This is a genomic window from Metabacillus malikii, assembly GCF_030813355.1.
In the GTDB taxonomy this organism is placed as follows: domain Bacteria; phylum Bacillota; class Bacilli; order Bacillales; family Bacillaceae; genus Metabacillus; species Metabacillus malikii.
This window is the reverse complement of sequence record NZ_JAUSUD010000021.1, coordinates 42383-61314: the sequence shown is the minus strand read 5'-3', so window position 1 is coordinate 61314 and position 18932 is coordinate 42383. Positions and strand designations below refer to the sequence as shown.

General features: G+C 33.4%; 16 protein-coding genes and 1 pseudogene. 6 read left to right on the top strand and 11 right to left on the bottom strand.

Annotation, left to right across the window (positions count from 1 at the left end; all coding sequences use genetic code 11):
• Positions 1 to 13: 13 nt before the first annotated feature.
• A complete protein-coding gene (locus J2S19_RS17675) occupies positions 14 to 1726 on the bottom strand; it encodes a methyl-accepting chemotaxis protein (protein ID WP_307344474.1) in 1713 nt (570 codons plus the stop codon).
• A 502-nt stretch (positions 1727 to 2228) separates the two neighbouring features.
• Here J2S19_RS17675 and J2S19_RS17670 point away from each other — a divergent pair.
• Both J2S19_RS17670 and J2S19_RS17665 read left to right on the top strand, forming a co-directional pair.
• Entirely contained in the window at positions 2229 to 4871 is a 2643-nt protein-coding gene (locus J2S19_RS17670; RefSeq protein ID WP_307344472.1) for a putative bifunctional diguanylate cyclase/phosphodiesterase, read from the top strand.
• 30 nt (positions 4872 to 4901) lie between these two features.
• Positions 4902 to 6206: an ABC transporter substrate-binding protein gene (locus J2S19_RS17665; protein ID WP_307344470.1), complete on the top strand. Its 1305-nt coding sequence runs from the start codon at positions 4902 to 4904 to the stop codon at positions 6204 to 6206.
• Between the two features lie 166 nt (positions 6207 to 6372).
• On the opposite strand, the gene J2S19_RS17660 is transcribed toward J2S19_RS17665, so the two are convergent.
• The 5 genes from J2S19_RS17660 to J2S19_RS17640 form a co-directional block, all read right to left on the bottom strand.
• A complete protein-coding gene (locus J2S19_RS17660; RefSeq protein ID WP_370875168.1) occupies positions 6373 to 7566 on the bottom strand; it encodes an MFS transporter in 1194 nt (397 codons plus the stop codon).
• A complete protein-coding gene (locus J2S19_RS17655) occupies positions 7559 to 7990 on the bottom strand; it encodes a MarR family winged helix-turn-helix transcriptional regulator (protein ID WP_307344469.1) in 432 nt (143 codons plus the stop codon). The genes J2S19_RS17660 and J2S19_RS17655 overlap by 8 nt, the downstream gene beginning before the upstream one ends.
• A gap of 404 nt (positions 7991 to 8394) precedes the next feature.
• Complete coding sequence (locus tag J2S19_RS17650) at positions 8395 to 8796, bottom strand: DUF5071 domain-containing protein (protein WP_307344467.1); 402 nt, start codon at positions 8794 to 8796, stop codon at positions 8395 to 8397.
• 61 nt (positions 8797 to 8857) lie between these two features.
• Complete coding sequence (locus tag J2S19_RS17645; protein WP_307344465.1) at positions 8858 to 9298, bottom strand: hypothetical protein; 441 nt, start codon at positions 9296 to 9298, stop codon at positions 8858 to 8860.
• A 791-nt stretch (positions 9299 to 10089) separates the two neighbouring features.
• A complete protein-coding gene (locus J2S19_RS17640) occupies positions 10090 to 10776 on the bottom strand; it encodes a YjjG family noncanonical pyrimidine nucleotidase (RefSeq protein ID WP_307344463.1) in 687 nt (228 codons plus the stop codon).
• A 266-nt stretch (positions 10777 to 11042) separates the two neighbouring features.
• On the opposite strand from J2S19_RS17640, the gene J2S19_RS17635 reads away from it, so the two are divergent.
• A complete protein-coding gene (locus J2S19_RS17635; protein ID WP_370875167.1) occupies positions 11043 to 11423 on the top strand; it encodes a tyrosine-type recombinase/integrase in 381 nt (126 codons plus the stop codon).
• 61 nt (positions 11424 to 11484) lie between these two features.
• Here J2S19_RS17635 and J2S19_RS17630 read toward each other — a convergent pair.
• Positions 11485 to 11772 (bottom strand): annotated as a pseudogene (locus J2S19_RS17630) (Lrp/AsnC family transcriptional regulator); the annotation flags it as partial.
• A gap of 830 nt (positions 11773 to 12602) precedes the next feature.
• On the opposite strand from J2S19_RS17630, the gene J2S19_RS17625 reads away from it, so the two are divergent.
• A complete protein-coding gene (locus J2S19_RS17625) occupies positions 12603 to 12764 on the top strand; it encodes a hypothetical protein (RefSeq protein WP_307344461.1) in 162 nt (53 codons plus the stop codon).
• Positions 12765 to 13081: 317 nt separating this feature from the next.
• Here J2S19_RS17625 and J2S19_RS17620 read toward each other — a convergent pair whose 3' ends face one another.
• Positions 13082 to 13681, bottom strand: a complete 600-nt coding sequence (locus J2S19_RS17620; protein ID WP_307344459.1) for a TetR/AcrR family transcriptional regulator — start codon at positions 13679 to 13681, stop codon at positions 13082 to 13084.
• Positions 13682 to 13780: 99 nt separating this feature from the next.
• On the opposite strand from J2S19_RS17620, the gene J2S19_RS17615 reads away from it, so the two are divergent.
• The gene (locus J2S19_RS17615; RefSeq protein ID WP_307344457.1) at positions 13781 to 14494 is read left to right on the top strand and encodes a GAP family protein; all 714 of its coding nucleotides are present in this window, start codon (positions 13781 to 13783) and stop codon (positions 14492 to 14494) included.
• Positions 14495 to 14518: 24 nt separating this feature from the next.
• Positions 14519 to 14740 carry a hypothetical protein gene (locus tag J2S19_RS17610; RefSeq protein WP_099354670.1) on the top strand — a complete coding sequence of 74 codons (222 nt, stop codon included), beginning with the start codon at positions 14519 to 14521 and terminating at the stop codon, positions 14738 to 14740.
• A 365-nt stretch (positions 14741 to 15105) separates the two neighbouring features.
• On the opposite strand, the gene J2S19_RS17605 is transcribed toward J2S19_RS17610, so the two are convergent.
• The 3 genes from J2S19_RS17605 to J2S19_RS17595 all read right to left on the bottom strand — a co-directional run bounded on the left by J2S19_RS17605 (position 15106) and on the right by J2S19_RS17595 (position 18828).
• A complete protein-coding gene (locus tag J2S19_RS17605) occupies positions 15106 to 17235 on the bottom strand; it encodes a heavy metal translocating P-type ATPase (protein WP_307344453.1) in 2130 nt (709 codons plus the stop codon).
• Complete coding sequence (locus J2S19_RS17600) at positions 17228 to 17596, bottom strand: ArsR/SmtB family transcription factor (protein WP_307344550.1); 369 nt, start codon at positions 17594 to 17596, stop codon at positions 17228 to 17230. Before J2S19_RS17600 ends, J2S19_RS17605 begins: the two co-directional genes overlap by 8 nt.
• Positions 17597 to 17958: 362 nt before the next feature.
• Complete coding sequence (locus J2S19_RS17595) at positions 17959 to 18828, bottom strand: hypothetical protein (RefSeq protein ID WP_307344451.1); 870 nt, start codon at positions 18826 to 18828, stop codon at positions 17959 to 17961.
• Positions 18829 to 18932: the final 104 nt, after the last annotated feature.

Below are 18932 nucleotides of genomic sequence, written 5' to 3'. Positions count from 1 at the left end.
TTTATCCCCCTCTCTAATACGTAAACTTCCCAATTAAGTCTCTTAATTCTTCCGCTTGTTTCGCAAGTGCTACAGCTGAGGCAGCCACTTCTTCCATTGATGCCATTTGCTCTTCTGTTGCTGAAGAAATCATCTCTGTGCCTTCTGCATTTTCATTTGCAATCTTTGAAACAACTACCATATGGTCACTTGTAGATTTTGTATCCTTGCTAACTCTTATCGTAATATCGCGAATAACTTCATTCTCTTTCGTAATGCTTTTAATCGCTTCCTCTAGCTTCTTGAAGGATGTTTCGGCAATATTGATAAGGTTTATACCTTTATCAACTTCCTCTTTACTTGTTTGCATTTCATTAACTGTCTTTGTTGTCTCTAATTGAATGGTCTCGATTACATTCTTGATTTCCTCTGCTGAGTTCCTAGATTGTTCTGCTAGTGACCGAACCTCATTAGCTACAACAGCAAAGCCTTTCCCAGCCTCACCTGCTCTTGCTGCTTCAATTGCTGCATTTAACGCTAATAAATTCGTCTGTTCAGCTATACTTGTAATCACAGAAACAATTTCACCGATTCTTGAAGAGTGATTGTCTAAATTTAAAATAACCTCACTCATACGATTTGTGCTGTTTTCAATTTTCTTAACTTGGTTTGTTGCATTACTTAAATCCAGTTTCCCTTTTTCAGAAATAACATTACTAGAATGAATCGTTTCAGTCATTCCTTCTGAGCGTTTCATTATGTCTAACATCCCGTCTGAAACATTTTGAATAAGCTGTTGATTTTCTGCAATACCCTCAACCTGTTGACTAGTACCTGAAGCCATTTCCTGCATAACTGAAGAGATATGTTCTGTAGCTATGCTTGTTTGCTCTGAACTTGCCTGTAACTGTGCCGACGATGCAGCAACTTGGCTAGATACTTGGTCTGCCCCACCAATTAACTCTTTTAACGAAGTAACCATCGTATTAAAGGAAGCTGCTAATTGACCTAATTCATCATTACTATTTATTCGAATTGGTTCGACTAGAAGATTTCCACTTGCAACTTGCATCGCATTGTTCTGTACAACTTTAATATTTCGTGTAATCCGATTCGCTAGTATACTTGAAAGTATTAATGCAATTACAATAACCACTAACGGAATGATTACATTCACATATTTAACAGTCGTAATCGCTTCAGTAATTTCCACTTCCTTCTCATTAACAAGCTTGTCCTGTTCTATATTGTAGGAAAGTAACGCAAATGCAACCGGGTCGAATGATTTCTTTGTAAAAGATTGTTGAGCACTTACTACATTTCCTGCCTCATATTGAGTAAATAGCCATTCAACATTGTTCAGGAATGCATCCCATTCATTTGTAAAGTTTTCAATTTGTTTGAGCTCATCTTTATCGTCAACCATCTTCTTTAATGATGCAATTTGTTGATTGACCGTTTCTACATCAGAAAGATAACGCTCTTTAAAATTACCCTGTAAATTCTCCGGCGCTAACAAATATTGTGCAGCATCTGCGTTTGCATTTTTTGCAAACATATTTACATTCTCTACGATTTTCAGCTTTTGGTTAATCGAAAATATATCTGATGTTGACTGACTAATACGATTATTCATTGTTGTTGAAGCCACGATTGCTACGATAAACAACAGAATGACCGAAATAAAACTTAGGTATAGTTTAGTTTTTATATTTAATTTTACTTTTCTGCGAACTCTTTCTTCCATGTTGTACCTCCATTCTATACTTTAAATATACATTCTTTTGTTTATATCGGATTAATAGTGAGATTGTTTAATTATTTTAAAATATTGATGCTGACAAAAGTGGTGCAATTTAATGCAACATGGAACTAGTCTCGCATATACATTATCCAAGACTTCCAATTTGCTTCAATTATTCTCTCAGCCATCTTATTGGAATGTCTTTAATTCAAGATACTTTACAAGAAATGGTCAGTGTCGTTCAATCTTTAAAGAAAATGTATGTCTACTATCACTTAATCGCTTGTCATATATTTATTGATATTGTTTACTTAATGGATCAACTTATTTGAGCTGTGTTAATGCATCGCTTCTAACTTTATAGTTCAATTATTTACTATGATATAGTATAGAAAATAGCGCTAGACTTCATGATATAATATATATCATGATATTTAGTACATGTTCATCGAAACATTACGATCAAAATTGATAATATAGCTTTTCAATGGAAGGATAGCATGCTATGAACACGAACAACCATAACGGAAGGCTCATCATTGCTTCAATCTTAATTCTCTTATCTATTCTTTTTAGTTTATTTAATATTTCTTTTATATTAGGCATTACCTTTAATTTTGGTAGCATTTTCTTATTGTTGTTAATCGGGCTATTCGGGCTTCGATTTGCACTTCCCACTGTACTTTTTACCTATTTTATTCCAATCATATTTTTAAACGGTTCAGCCTATGAGATTTTACCTCTGCTAGAAGTAATCACTGTCGGTCTCATAGTAAAAAAACTAAAAGGTTCAAGCCTATTTGTTCCTGACCTTATATTTTGGTTAGTTTTTGGACCATTAGCCTTTCTTGTCTACAATCAAATTTCACCTGAACAGGATTTACTTGAAGCAATCCCTTTTTCTATCGCATTTATGGTAACAAATGGACTATTTAATGCATTAATTGCCGATATCATGATTACATACTTCCCTCTAAACCGTTGGCTGGAAAAGGATAGTTCAGGTAGTTATTTAGTTAATTTATATAAAATACTATTTCATATGGTAATTATTGCGGTTATCGTACCGTTTGTCATTAGCGGTGGGGTCAGCACAGTAAATGTTTATGAACGAACAAGGGTATCCTCTGAGCAACTAGCCAAAACAAGTGTAGGAAGCATTGAATCAGATCTCTCCAAATGGTCAAGTGAAGATATACTCCATCTCAAATTAAATGGAGTAATTCATATTGGTTACCTGAAGGACCTTATCCGAAAATACACGAATGAAACAAACTATCACGTCGTCATTACTGATAAGCAACAAAATATAGTTACATCAAATCTCCCGAATAAATCATCAAAGGAGGTATCTAGATTTGGAAGAACATCACAGACAATGGAAGCAGGTCGACTGTATGAGACATTGCCTCCTAAAAATAAACATACAACAGAACTTGAAAGATGGGCATCCGGCTACCTTACTTATGAGAAGTACAATGAATTAACTGGGTTAACTATTTTTATTTTGATTCCAATTTACCATTTTCAGGAAATAATCTATGAAGACTTTTTAAATCAATTTCAATTTATATTAATGTTTACAGGCGTATTTTTCATCATTGCTTTTGTTATTAACAGGCTATTTGTTCGTACCTTATCACAGCTATCGGAAGCAACTACAGGATTACCAAGTAAATTAGAAAAAATGGAGTCTATCAACTGGCCTAAAACATTTATTAAAGAATTAAAAATCGTCATTGATAACTTTAAGGATATGTCGATAAATTTAAAGGGCATGTTTCAAGAGGTTCACACAATTAATCAGAAGTTAGAAATTCAAGCGAGGGACCTAATCAAATCTGAAGAAGAACTGTACCAATTTGCATATTATGATCCTTTAACAAAGCTTCCAAATCGTCTACATTTCCAAAAGTTCCTTGCAGAGCTTATTAAAAAAAGCGATAGGAACAAGGATATGTTTGCGATTCTCTTTTTAGATTTGAATCGTTTCAAACAAGTTAACGATACATTAGGACACGAAGCTGGAGACAAGCTTCTCCAAATCATTTCTAACAGAATTAAATCGTTAGAGCACGATGACATGAAAGTTTTCCGCTTAGGCGGAGATGAATTTGTAGCAATTATCAATGGAATTACAAACGTAAATGATATTTCAGATACGACAAATCAAATTCTTCAAATAATCAAGGCTCCTATCGAATTAAAGGATAACACTTTATATATTGGGGCAAGCATCGGAATTAGTATTTTTCCTGATGACGGAGAAGATATAGGTACCCTTGTAAAAAATGCTGATATGGCCATGTACAGTTCCAAGGAAGAGGGCGGCCAACAAGCACGATTTTTCAAAAAGCGGATGGAAGAATCATTTACTGAAAAAATGCTGCTTGATCATGGTCTCCATGAGGCATTACAAGATAATCAGTTCGAATTGTATTATCAGCCAAAAATCAATTCTAGTACAGGAAAAATATCAGGGATGGAGGCGCTTATTAGATGGAATCACCCCAAATTCGGGACCATTTCGCCAGCAACCTTTATTCCTCTAGCAGAAGATCTAGGCCTAATTGTTGATATCGATAGATGGTGTATAAATCAAGCATGTAAACAATTGAAGTTTTGGCAGGATAAAGGCTATGCAAAAGTACCTGTTGCTGTAAATTTATCAGCTAAAAACTTTCACCAAACTGACTTGATAAAAACATTAACAGATATTTTGGAAAAAACCGGATTAGAGCCACAATATTTAAACCTTGAAATAACGGAGAGCATCTTTATTCGTGAAATAGACCATGTTATCGAAAAAATAAAACAAATTCATCGTTTAGGCATTTCTATTTCAATAGATGATTTTGGAATTGGTTACTCATCATTAAATCACTTATTAAATCTGCCTATACAAGAGATTAAGCTTGACCAATTCTTTGTGCGAGATATCAATCAAAACAAAAGAAAAGAAGCAATCGTAAAAACAATTGTATTAATGGCACATGAACTAAACTTAAATGTTGTTGCTGAAGGAGTGGAAACGATCGAGGAGCTAGATACACTCCGTCAATTCCAATGTAATGAATTCCAAGGTTACTTCTTTAGTAAGCCTTTAACAGCAGATAAATTAATCCATTACATTAAGCAACATAGCTAATTCTAAAGTAAGGCGTGGTGTGGATTCACAATGAACAAAATGCTCATCCTACTCATTTGTGTTTTTACCTTTATTCTTAGTAGTTGTGCACCAACTAAACAAGAAACTAAGGAACCTGAAAAAAAAGTAATAGAAAAAAAAGAGGAGTCTATCGAGTTAACATTATGGGCTTGGTATGAAGGTGGTTGGGAGTACTCAATTACTGAATTTCAAAAACTATTTCCAAATGTTGAAATCAATGTCAAGGCATTTGACTTTGGTGTCTACCAAGAAGAATATATGAATGCACTTGTGGACGGTAATGTGCCAGACATTATGGCATTTGATAGTGCACATATTAAAAATTTCAAAGATATAGAAGGTCTTCAAGACCTTAATCAAGCTCCTTTTCATGCTGATAAACTAGCGAAGGACTACCCACCTGCACTATGGAATTCGGGTACATCGGTTGATGAAAAAAAGCAATTTGCTATTCCCTTCTCAACTTCTCCACGTGTTACATTTTACCGCCCGGATATAATGGAGAAATATGGTTTCCCTTCAGAACCTGAAGCATTAGCGAATTTTATGGAAGACCCAAACAATTGGTTTACCATCGCTGAGACCTTAGCTAAGGATGGAATTTGGTTAATGCAAAGGCCTAATGAATTAATGAATCTTTATGAAAATCAAGTAGGCTTTTTTACAAAGGATTACAAATACAATCGAAATAACGAAACATTACGTAAAGCTTTAGACCTATCTAAACGTGCGTATCAGGCTGAATTAGTTGCACATTTTGATTTATATATGCCTGAAGGAAAGCAAGCACTCCAAGAGGGTAAAATTGCAATGATTTATCAAGGGACATATGGATCAGATGAGATAAATGGATTTGCACCTGAACAAAAAGGGTTATGGCGTTCGACAAGACTTCCTTTTAATGTATACAGTTGGAATAATAGCTCCTTCTTTTCAATTCCTGGTAATAGTAATCATAAGGAAATGGCCTGGGAATTTATTAAATTTTATGCAAACTACCAACTGTTAACGGGCGTTCAAAATACAGTTTCTGCATACATTCCAGCACGTGGTAACCCTATAAGTTTTGAATATAAAAATGAATTTCTTGGTAATCAAAAGGTCCAAACACTCTACGAAACCATAATGGAGAAAGCAGAAGAACCATTCCTCACCCCACTCGATGATCAGGCCGAAAAAATTTGGGACGAAATAATAGACTTAGGTATTCAATCCAATATGGACTCTACTGATATACTTAACAAAGCAGAAATAGAAATCGAATCAAAATTAGCGCAAGAACTCAAAATATTAAGAGCATTAAAAAAGGAATAAACGATAATAGAGGGTGACATAAACCGAATTGTCACCCTCACTTTTATATATTTTGGAAAATTTTTTATTTATAAATTTCCAAGTATAAAAATATTTCTTGGCTATTGCAAGAAAAAAGAATGCTCAATGCTCAAAATCGTACATTTTGAAAAGAAAAGTACTTTCCCTACTCATGAGCAACAGCGTCGATCAAAGATTTTTCTTTCCTCCCATACAGTAAAAAGTATAAGATAGTCGATACTAAGACTACAATACCTAAAGCAGCATAGAGCGTATTGTAGTTGATAAACGGAATAATGAATCCTAGCAAATATGGACCGAATCCAAGTCCTGCGTCGAGAAATATAAAGAATGTTGATGTTGCAAGCCCAATTCGGTGAGGTGGCGTTAACTTAATCGCAATTGCCTGTGTACAAGATTGCATATTTCCAAATCCTAGTCCAATTAGTATACCTGATAATAATAACGCAATGCTGTTATGAGCTGTACTTAAAAGTAGCATTCCTGCTGTAAAGAGAATGAATGCCGGATACATAATATAGTTTGCACCTTTTACATCCATTAAACGTCCTGTAAATGGGCGTGATATCAATACAGCTATTGAATAGACTAAAAAGAAGAAACTTGCTGTTTGAACAAGGTCAACTTCTATAGCATAAGAATTAATATATGATAGAACACTAGAGTAACAGAAAGCAACAACTAAAGTAATAATCGCAATTGGTATTGCCTTCAATTCAATGAAATTAGAGAATTTAAATCCCCTGTAATCGATAGAATTCAATGTACCTTGTATTGCTGGTACATTTACAAAGAATGCTGTTATAAAACTGATGATGCCTAAAGCAAGACAGAAAGTAAAAATCATATGAAAACTTGTATGTTGACTCATATAGAGACCAATAAATGGCCCAAGTGCTGTAGCCAAAGTGGCACTCATGCTATAATAACCGATCCCTTCCCCTTTTCGACTTGTCGGTATTATTTGGGCTATTATCGTTCCTGTTGCAGTGCTAGCCATTCCCAATGTAATTCCATGTAATAAACGATTGATAAGAAGAAATTGAATACCATAATGAACAAAATAAAGTAGTGTTGTGATATTAAATAGAATTAAACCAATAAATAAGGTTCTCTTACGTCCAATTCGCTCGATATTCCTGCCTATAAACAGTCTTCCAATTAATGCTCCGATTATAAAAATTCCCGTGACAAGCCCAGCTTGACTTGTAGTAGCATGATATTCATTTACAGCATAAACGCTCATAATTACTATTAATAAATAAAAAACCATTGTTAGAAAAAAATTGATAGTAGATACAATTATAAAATTCTTTGTCCATAATTTTGGTTTAATCACGATTATTTCCCTTTCTACTTATTAGGTTATTTTGTATTTTAGGAAGTACTTGATAAGCAGTCTGTTGCTCATCTAGAGATATGCCTTCCATCACCTTGCTTTCTAATTCAGTTATTTTTTCTCTGCATTGTTGGTAAATCTCTTCTCCAAATTCTGTAATCTGAATAACCTTTTCTCGCTTATCCTTACCCGGAACTTGTTTAACCAATTGTAGTTCTTCCAAGCGATGAACCCTTCTTGTTATGGTAGGTTTTTCAACTTGATAATGATACGATATGTCAACAAGTGTCGAAGGCCCGTTATTTTTTATATAAAAAACAACCTGCCATAAAGAATAAGAAAGTTGATAAGAACTCAACAGCTCATTCAACGAAGTGATTAATGGTCTATATAAACTTAAATATCGTTGAAAGTAACCCTCCATTTTGACCTTCCACTCTCCTTCATATAGTTACCTTGGTTAACTATTACCAAGAGTAACTATATGTTTTTTTTCATTAGATGTCAAGGTGTATGTTTTAGGTCAACACCCTGTGAATCAATTCTCTTCGTTTATCGCTACAGTATAATCTTTAATGTTTAACAGAAGCTGATATAGTATAAGACCTATTTAAGACCTATTCAGTTAGGTGATCTTGAGAATTAGATAATAAAAAAGACAAGTACCTAATGGACCTGCCTGAATAGTTGTAGCAACATTTACAATAATCAATTGATTTTTTAAATTGCTAAAAGTATATTTTCTCGATATGCCTTAAAAGTGAAGTAATGAAATATGATTTAGACGGTATAGTATCTCTTCGCAAATACGTTACTCACATACATACATTAAGATGAAAGTTTTGTATATGTTTTCAAAATTTCCGTAGCAGTTACATCAAGTTGCTCTAATCTTTCTCCTGCTGTTGGTCTTTCACTCAACCTAGCTAAATCATTCTTAAGTAACTCTTTTGATTCTTCGTCTAATCTTTTAACCAAAGTCTCTAAGCACCAGTATTTCCAAACGTTATCATTAGTTCTTAATATATCTTTAATAAGTGGAATTATTTCAATCTGATACATTAATAGAATTTTGGCGACTTCTTCTGATATCGGCCAGTTCATATCTTGAACCCATACGATGAGTTCAGGTAATAATGGAATTATCCTTTCCTTATCTAAGTTCTTCAATTTATCTAAACTTTCAAAATCATGCTTGTTTTTTGGCAAGCAACTATTGTAAATGCTCATTTTCCACCTTCAACTTTGATTCAATATTTTTTTATCATTACCTATTCCTTGCATATTAATCCTAAGGCTTTTCGTCTAACACCCAAGGGATCCGCGCTTCGAAATCAATTTGCAGCATAGGTTGTGGCAGCTCGTTATGTACAAACTCTAACTCTTTTGGAAACCCAATCGTGAAGTTCTCAATTCTGGCAGTATTCGTCTCATTCCAATCAGAGTTTGTACAATACACACCTTCTATTAATTTACCAACTACATGATAACTTCCAGCATATAAGCACAAACCACCATCCACTTCACCAAACTCAGATAAATGACTTGGTTTTGATGGAATAATTCTCAGCATATTAAATACCTTCAATATAGAATGATTAAAATATTTACATGCTTCCATATAATTTTTGCAGTACAGACAATTGCACAGGTCAATATTTTTGTTATAAAACTCCTCTGTCTTATTAATATCCACTTCTAGTATCCAGCCCATTAAGTTAATTCGTTCCATTTTGCTTCCTCACTTACATATTTAAAGTAAAATTTAGAGCATAAGTCTGACCTTATTTTACATCAGCTATATTTTCTTAAGAATTATTTTCAACCTGAAAGTTAGTAATATTTATGCAATATGATTTTTTAGGAGATACATATAAGAAACATCTTTGACTGTTTTCTCCCAAACCTCTTTCATAATCACGCTTGCTCATTATGTTTATTATTATATTAATCAATACTTAAACAATATTCTATTACGTCCAAAAAACACCTACATACTATATGGCTTATGTAGTCAAGCATGTTGTCTCCAATAAGTTTAGCCAATGTAACAAACATTTACTGCTGATTTATTACTTCATCTACCAACCTCTTTAACCGGAAAAATCTTCGGATTTGGAACATTAATTTTATTTAAGGAACGCTTATTTTATATAAGGAACCTTAATTTTATTAAGAGACATAGTAGACATATGCTTTGAGATGAAGAGTTATGTCCTGTTACGAATTATACGCTTCTAATATGGATGCAATGAAACACAAAAACCATCAATTTAGTAACCGGTTTACTTGTGAGGTGCAAAACGTTAAATCACAGACTTAATCACACAGCCAATAACATAAATTTCACAACCCAAATCACAGTATATTTAACAGTCAAAAAGGCTTAAAGTTATTGTCACTCTAAGCCCTTTTTGTATTATCTTACTATAACTAACACACCCTTTACTTTAAGTGAATTTCTTCACACTTTCTTTTATATAGGGGTAGCGTCAGGACGGATTTAGAAACAACAGAGTGCACTTATTTTATAATTTCTAACAAGCCTTCTAAATTATTTATTTCATAAGTAGGTTTTAAAGATGTATGATTTTCTTTATACTTAGGATTGAACCAACAAGTGTCCATACCATAGTTCATTCCACCTTGAATATCAGAAGTCAACGAGTCACCCACCATTAGTACGCTTGATTTGTCTGTAATCTGTAGCTTATGAAAAGCATAATCAAATATTCCTGTTTGTGGTTTTTGGAATCCAGTGGATTCAGAGATAATAATATGTTCAAATGTACCTTCGAACGGAGAATTGTTAATTCTTGATGTTTGCACAATCGAGTAACCATTCGTAATAACGGCTAAGCGTTTATGCGAGAGAGCCTTAATAACTTTTTCTGCTCCTTGAACGAGGTGCGTTTGTTCTCCGAGAAATTTTAAATAGTCCTGATTAAATACAACTGCGTCAATTTCAAGTTCGTGCTCTAAAAATAATCTCCTAAATCTCTCTGAACCTAGTTCAACAAGGTCCATTTTTCCATTTTCTAAATCTCTCCACAACACTTTGCTAATTTCCTGGTAACTCTTTTCGTACAGGTTTAAGCCATTTAATAAATTATATTGATTAAAGACATTATTAAAAGCTGCTTGCTCCGATTTAGTAAAATCAAAAAGCGTGTCATCTATATCAAAAAAAATAATATCGTAATTCTTCATTTTATCCCACTACTTTCTAATTCTGTTAAGGATACTTAGAAATGACTACTTCCTATAAACTTCTCCTCACATTTAATACTTAAAAGTATCAAAAATCCCTACTACCCCCGTTTATATACCTATAATACCTTAAAATAACAGTAAAAACTTGGACTATCTAACTTACCCTTAATGTACAATCCTGCCCGTTACTTCAATATCAACGTGTTTATTTCTATATTCAAGGCAATAATTCCTCTAACACAATCCTTAAGGAGGAATTGATTTTGCAATTAACAAAAGCCTGGGAACTTTATGAATCGGATAAGAGGATTGAAGGATTCTCTCCACAGACATTAAAAGCGTATAGACTCCAATCTAAGTTACTCATCCATCACTTTAATGATGTAAGTATTGGATCAGTAACAACCGATCAGTTGAAAGGATACCTAGCAAAATCCAGTGTACACTTAAAACCATCAAGTTTAGCTCATCGGATTCGATTTATTAAATCACTATTTCGTTGGTCACACGAGGAAGGGCATATTCAAAAAAATCCAGCTGCAAAAATTAAAGAACCTAAACAAGGAAAACGGATTCCGAAATTTTTAACGGAGAGAGAAATTGAACATTTGAGGGAAGCGTGTTTTGTTTTCAACAGGTTGTAGAATAGGAGAAATTGTTTCTCTTAATAAAAATAGTATTAATTGGTCAAATCGCTCTGCAATTGACCTGTGGATATTTGTGTATATCCTCTAAAAAAGAATGAATGGTCTCCCTTTTTAGGGGTGATAAATTTATAAGAGCTAATGCTGTTACTTCAATACCATGTTTTTTCTCATCGACAATAGTAGTAAATTTCTTAATAACACCTGTTTCTACAAGGGTTTTTGTTCTTGCAAGGCAAGCTGATGGTGAAAGACCAATTTTCTTTGATAAATTTAGATTTGATATAGAAGCATCTTCCTGCAATTCTCTTAATATTGCCTTATCATTATTGTCAAGAATCATCGCCATAGACCTCCATAAACTTCAGTAGAATATACTTTGTGCATGGTATTGGTGGACTGGATCACTAATGGATCCAGCCTTGAATTAATATTGATTTTTATTGAGAAAAACCGATTGAATAACGATTGATTACATAATAGACTACCGCTGCTCTTCCCGCTTCCTTTGCCGTTTGGATACCAACTATTTAGCAGTAAGTACCAACTTTTTAGCATGGGGAAGAGGAATAAGACAGCTATATATAGTAGAAAAAAGAATAGAGAAATAAGAAGCATGGTATTGATTAAGTAGTTCAGACTTTGTGGAGAAACATTCTAAATAGCATAGTAAATAAAGGGCTAAATCGCATTATGATTTAGTCCTTTATTTTGCCTATATATCGGTGTTTTACGTTAAAATATACATAAATTAGCAGTTAAAATCGCACATTAAATAACACTATGACAATAACTATTGTCAAGGTGAAAAATGGGTTGTCTATAGGGATAACAGATAAAGTATTTGATTTGAAAGATATAATATATCTAAGATAGTTCATTTAATGACAATCGTGTTTATATTCCAAAAATAGGAAATTATTAAAATTATATTAATATTAGTTTATATATTTTTATAAACTTGCAGAACATTGCGAAAGAGAGTTTAATGGGGGAATAAAAATAAAAAAAGATTATATAAAAGTAATTCACCTTATAACCATAATGCTTATTACATTTGCTTTGGCGGGATGTCAAAATGCTAAAAACAAAAATGTAGTAACAGATTATACTAATGGTCCTGGAAAGGTAATTTAAGATTTTATAGTATCGAAAGACGGAAAATCAGTTGCAGATAAAGTGATAATTACTGATGCTAAAAATGTAACAGAGGATGAAGGACATCAATTTAATATTTATCAATATAAAGAATATACTGGTCAAGATGAATTTATTTACTTTGTATTGAAACAGGATGATAATGGAGACTGGTATATACACAAAAGAGTTCCAGATGTATGATAACTAAAATGACGTGCTTTAATAAAAATTGAAATTTAAGATGAAAAACGCTTGGATTTATCCAAGCGTTTTAATGTGCGATTTAGTGCGTTGATTTTGATGTGTTTTAGTGTAGAATTCTATTTGATATTTACCATTTTCCCCACGTTATCTGAACTACTTAGGTATTGATCCCACCTTTATTCCGCAAAAGCCCTCGTTTGTATTTGTGAAATGTATTTTCCTTTCAATAACATCTATCAATGTAAATTGATTCAGTTTTTTATTTTCAATCATAATCACCCCCAATTTGATTGAGTACTCATTTTATTAACTTTTTAATTACATACTTTGCAAAGTGTTTCTAAATGATAACGGATTACTTCCTTAACCTTTTCTGAGGAGTACACATCAGGTCTTAATAGAGCATGAATTGACAAACCTTCAATCAATGCTGATAGCCTACTTGTTTCTAATTCTACATTAATTGACTCGGGTAAAAGCCCTTGTAAAACTAACATCTGAATCATAGAACTCGCTAATTCATACGTTCCGTTAGTCATTTCATCTTTTTTTTCTTTTAATGTATCACTTGTAAGTGAGCGAAGTGCAAAGATCCACCAAACACTCGTTTCAATTTTCTTTTTTTCGTCAATTGGCACAAGCTCTAATAGAACTTCCTCAACTGCTTGCAATGGGTTTTCTGACCAATTTTTACTTTGAGAACGTTTTTTTCCTTCTTCCAGGTAATAATTCATGATAAATAATAACATTTCATCCTGTGTTGAAAAATAATGTCTTAACGCACCAGAGGACATCCCTGCTTCAGTTGCAACTCTGCGTATTGATGCTTTCTCAAACCCTTCTTGCTTAATAATATTCCATGCAGCTTCTGCGATCGACTTCCTCTTTTGCTCATGATTAACAATCTTTGGCATTATTAAAACCACTTCCCTTATTTAATACAGTGTGTTATTATATTTTTTAGCACATTGTATTATAATAATACCACATATTAAAAAGGAGGTACTATTTAATTGATAGAAACGATTGAAGCAATGATGCCATCTTCATTAATAGACATATCAACAGCCTTAATAATTATTTCCATTTGTGCCTTAGTTGACATATTAAGTCCTGGTGTACTCGCTGTAACAGCCTATTTATTATTGACACAACCTAATCAATTATCTTCTCGCTTGCTTGTTTTTCTATCTATTACGCAATTAGGCTACTTTGTAATGGGTTTATCACTATACTTTGGTGGAGAATCACTATTGACGAGAATCGAACAATTATCTGAAATTGACTTTATCAATTGGTTTTATATCCTTTTTGGAATGGTTCTTGTTCTAATTAGCTTCAGTAAACCAAAAGATACTACAAAAAAACGTTTAATTTCAATTATACCCACAAACACAACTATCAAAGGGATGATCATATTAGGAAGCATTGTTTTTCTAATTGAATTTGTAACTGCATTGCCTTACTTTTATTCAATTTTATTAATGGATCACCTAGCAATAGAGCCTACTCCTTCTATCTTAATTATAACTGGGTACAATCTTGTAATGGTGCTTCCTTCACTACTGCTTTTAGGAGTTAATATTGTGCTTAAAGACAAACTACATCAATTTCTAAATAAAATCAGGTCAAAATTAAATGAAGCTCCAATTTCTTCACTCTTAGTAGCGATAGGAGTAGTAGGTGCAGTTTTTTTCAACATCGGTCTTAGAGGCATATTAAATTAAAAAAATTTTAATGAGGTGTTCATCATGAAAGAAATTATTAGTGGACTTAGTTTACTATTCCTTATCCAAGGAGTAGGAGGGCTAATTAATCATCTAACAAATGGAGGTAAAAGCTGGTTTTTAGTTAATTATGTTGATGCCTTTCAAGGATTTGAAATCATTTTAAACATTGTATTTATTATAGTTGGCGGGGTCATAGGTTTAGCATCTCGTAAAAAAGACGACTCTACTAAAAGTGAAAACTAAAATGTACAAATTTACACTACAGCGGAGGAATTCTCACCACTTCCGCTGTTTTCCCTTTACTTTGCCTTTTAGAAAAGAAAAGGGACGAAGTCCTACTGGACCCGCCCCCCGAATTTTGATTGATTTTACGATAGAATCAAGATTGAATACATATTTGTTTACCCGCTGGTCTTCCCGCTCTGGATACCAACTATTTAGCAGTAGGTACCGACTTTTTAGCATGGGGAAGAGGAAAGTAACAGCTATATATAATAGAAAAAAGCATAAAGAAGTAAGAAGGTAGCCAAGATCGTTAAAACACTTTTTATTCAAAATATCACTATTGAGAAATTAGAAAATAATCATCTTAGCTTAAAATATTATCTTTATTCTTTTACTTTTAATAACCTTAAACTATTTAAAGTTACAAGCAATGTTGCTCCCATATCGGCAAATATGGCTATCCATAGTGTTAACCAACCAGGCATAACTAACAGTAATGCCACTAATTTAATCGCTAAAGAGAAGGTAATATTTTGCTTGATGATTACTAAAGCCTTACGACTCAACTTTATTGTATATGGCAATTTGCTTAAATCATCAGACATTAAGGCAATATCAGCCGTTTCTAATGCTGTATCGGTTCCAGCACCACCCATCGCTACACCAACAGTGGAAGCTGCAAGTGCTGGTGCATCATTCACGCCATCCCCAACCATTGCTACACTTTGATGTTTTCCTCGAAGATCTTTAATGAAATTCAATTTATCTTCTGGGAGTAAATCAGCTTTAATATCAGAAACCCCAACCAGTTTCCCAATTGCTGTTGCAGTTCCTTTGTTATCCCCTGTCAACATTACCGTTTCAATTCCAATATTATTCAATTTACCGATAACTTCTTTTGATGTTTCCCTAATTTCATCAGCTACGGCAATTAATGAAAGTATCTCTTTTTCCGTTCCTAGTACCATCACGGTTTTTCCTTGGATTTGCATTTCAGTAATCTTTTGTTTTCTATCACTTTCAATACTTCCGTGTAATTCTTCAAAAAGTGCTGGGCTTCCGACATAATACATTTCATTATTTACTTTGGCTTTTACGCCTTTACCTGTAATAGATTGGAAGTCTTCAACCATTACACCATTAAAGTCTAATCCCTTTTCTTCTGCTTTTCGCATAATAGCTGAAGCTAATGGATGTTGGGATCCTTTTTCAATCACTGCTGTAATGGTTAACAGTTCATTTTCATTTCCACCATACATCACAATGTCTGTTACAGCAGGAATCCCTTTTGTTAATGTTCCTGTTTTATCAAAAGCAATTGCTTTTAAGTGTCCTGCTTCTTCTAAATGGATACCCCCTTTAATTAACACCCCATTTTTTGCTGCATTTCCTATTGCAGTAACTACAGCAACTGGAGTAGAGACAACCAAGGCACACGGACAACCAACTACTAATACGGCTAAGCCTTGATAAATCCATTCGCTCCAATCTCCTCCAAATAATGGTGGAATAACCGCAATTAATAGAGCCAAAACCACAATTGCCGGTGTATAGTATTTTGCAAATTTATCAACAAACGCCTGAGAAGGTGCTCGTTCTGCTTGAGCTTCTTCTACAAGATGAATAATCTTTGAAAGAGTGGTGTCTTCAACTCGTTTTGTTACTTTAACTTCGAGCAATCCTTCTTCATTCAACGTTCCTGCAAAGACTTCATCATCAATTGTTTTCGTTACTGGAACACTTTCACCTGTAATCGTAGCCTGATTTAACGTAGACTTTCCTTTTACAACGATTCCATCCATCGCTAATTTTTGACCAGGCTTTACAATCATAATATCTCCAACTTGAATTTCATCAACATGAATCATCATTTCTTCATTTCCACGGCGAATCAAGGCTTCTTTTGGAGCAATGTCCATTAATGATTCAATTGATTGACGAGCTTTATCCATTGAATAACGCTCTAACACTTCACTAATCGCAAATAGGATAACAACGGTTGCTCCTTCACCCCACTCACCAATAAGGGCAGCTCCTATAATCGCAATGGTCATTAGTGTATTCATATCAAACTGTAATCTGCTTAGATTTTTAAGTCCTTTAATGAATAGCGAATACCCCCCAATTAAAATAGACGCTGAATATCCAATCGTAGCCAATATATGCTCCTCACCATATTGCTCACCTAAGAACCAACTGACTACAAGCAAAATGGCTGATATATATACCTTAATGTTTTCTTTCTGTTTCCAGAATGGTTCACGTTCTACTTTTTGTTCTCTTTCATCCCGAATCTTTAAATTTTCAAACGCACCTGCTTTTTCCAATTCTTCAATCGTTGTATTCCCTTGAACATAAACTTTAGATGCTCCAAAATTTACTTTCGCATTCTGAACACCCGGCAATTCTTTAACATTATTTTCAAAAATAGCTGCACAATTTGTACAAGTAAATCCTTGAACCCGATATGCTTTCATTTCTTGTTCATTTAGTTTTGCTGTTTGATCAGACATTGGTTTTCACCTCGTTTTTATGTGCTAAAGCGATCATCATTATCTGTTTAATGTGGTCATCATCTAATGAATAAAATGCTAGTTTTCCCTCTTTTCTGGACTTAACAATCCCTTGCTTGTGGAGGGTACGTAAATGATGAGAAGCATTCGCTACAGTAACACCTACAATATTTGCTATATCGCACACACATAGTTCTTCATCTTGGCACAAAGCGTAGGTAATTTTTGCTCTATTTTCATCTGCAATAGCTTTTAGCATTTGAGATACACTAACAATGTCAATTGATTGTAAATCCCCTTGTATTCGATTTACCTTTTCTTCATCATAACAATAAATTTCACAGGTATCGTTACTCATTATTATCACTCCTTTATCATTCAAGTGTTCATTTGAATATATTATACTCCTTTCCCCTCTTAACATTCAAGTAAATATTTGAATGAAATTTATTTGATATTGATTCTACGATTGAATAAAGAGACAGTATTACAGTTAGGAAACAAACCGAATAGAGATTGGTAATCCTATAGGTTTTTGTATTGGAAAGACAAAACTGAAAACCCTTATTGAACAGGGGATAGGGAGCGTATTGAACAAAAAAAAGACTGAACCCCTATTAGATCCAGCCCAAAAAATATAAATAAGAAAACTGGTATTAACTACATACTTTTTCAGTTAAAACCCATGGTGAAATGGGCCTCAAAATAGCTTTTATGATTTTCTCACTCATTTTTATTTACTTTGTATTCCTTTAAATATTCGCTTGGAGTATATATTTTAATAATATTACTAAACGGTACAGAGACACTTGGTTTCAATTCACAATGAATTTCGTTAGTATAACCACCATGAAAAATTCCATCATTTAATATTGATAATGATTTTTCGATAATCCATTTTCTATTCATCAAATCAATTTCAATTTCCTCTAGGTTTTCTGTATAAGTCCTATGATAAAAATTATTAATATTACTAAGAGGTGCTTCGAACTTGATTATGTAGCATTTTTTGTTGGTGTCATTCATCCAATCATATTTTATTTTTCCATCTTTCAGAAGTTGTGCTAAATTATAAAGGAATTCTGGATTTTCATTCACGTTTCCTCCATAATTTAGTACATTTTCACTGGAAAAGAACGAATTAATTTGGTAATCCTCAAATAATTTAAAACTCACCCATTCTGCTGAATTCCGTCCTGAAAGACCTCGAAAATCCTTCGATATATTGTAAATTCCCCCTTTATAATGAATTTGTTTATTTACTAAATCTATTTGAACACCATGATTCTGTAGGTATTTATTTAATGGAGTGTCTAAGGATATAGCTTGTTGCAAATTAATTAGCCCGTATTTTTTTATACTCGAACAATCATCATTATTAGTAGTAACATGGAGGGAGGACATTATAAGCTCACTTGATAACAATTGTTCATCAGTTATTTGAAACAATTCAATGAACTCATCGCTATCATAATTATCCTTATTATTAGCGATATATTTACTAATTTCTCTTTCTGTTATATTCAAATATTTTCCGAGTGATTGTATTGTACTTTCGAAGGTTGTAAGGTCGTAATGGACAGCTTTTGACATCACGGTTCCCCTCCTAGTATTTTATTCTTTACCAGCAGCAACCTGGGCCAATGCCTCTTGTATTTCCTTGTTAGCCTCAACCTTTGCTTCATTCTTCTCCACTT

What these genes read in the sequence shown, in the direction of transcription:
- J2S19_RS17675 (WP_307344474.1), bottom strand. Translation starts at nt 1,726, where the DNA reads ATGGAAGAAAGAGTTCGCAGAAAAGTAAAATTAAATATAAAAACTAAA.
- J2S19_RS17670 (WP_307344472.1), top strand. Translation starts at nt 2,229, where the DNA reads ATGAACACGAACAACCATAACGGAAGGCTCATCATTGCTTCAATCTTA.
- J2S19_RS17665 (WP_307344470.1), top strand. Translation starts at nt 4,902, where the DNA reads ATGAACAAAATGCTCATCCTACTCATTTGTGTTTTTACCTTTATTCTT.
- J2S19_RS17655 (WP_307344469.1), bottom strand. Translation starts at nt 7,990, where the DNA reads ATGGAGGGTTACTTTCAACGATATTTAAGTTTATATAGACCATTAATC.
- J2S19_RS17650 (WP_307344467.1), bottom strand. Translation starts at nt 8,796, where the DNA reads ATGAGCATTTACAATAGTTGCTTGCCAAAAAACAAGCATGATTTTGAA.
- J2S19_RS17645 (WP_307344465.1), bottom strand. Translation starts at nt 9,298, where the DNA reads ATGGAACGAATTAACTTAATGGGCTGGATACTAGAAGTGGATATTAAT.
- J2S19_RS17640 (WP_307344463.1), bottom strand. Translation starts at nt 10,776, where the DNA reads ATGAAGAATTACGATATTATTTTTTTTGATATAGATGACACGCTTTTT.
- J2S19_RS17620 (WP_307344459.1), bottom strand. Translation starts at nt 13,681, where the DNA reads ATGCCAAAGATTGTTAATCATGAGCAAAAGAGGAAGTCGATCGCAGAA.
- J2S19_RS17610 (WP_099354670.1), top strand. Translation starts at nt 14,519, where the DNA reads ATGAAAGAAATTATTAGTGGACTTAGTTTACTATTCCTTATCCAAGGA.
- J2S19_RS17605 (WP_307344453.1), bottom strand. Translation starts at nt 17,235, where the DNA reads ATGTCTGATCAAACAGCAAAACTAAATGAACAAGAAATGAAAGCATAT.
- J2S19_RS17595 (WP_307344451.1), bottom strand. Translation starts at nt 18,828, where the DNA reads ATGTCAAAAGCTGTCCATTACGACCTTACAACCTTCGAAAGTACAATA.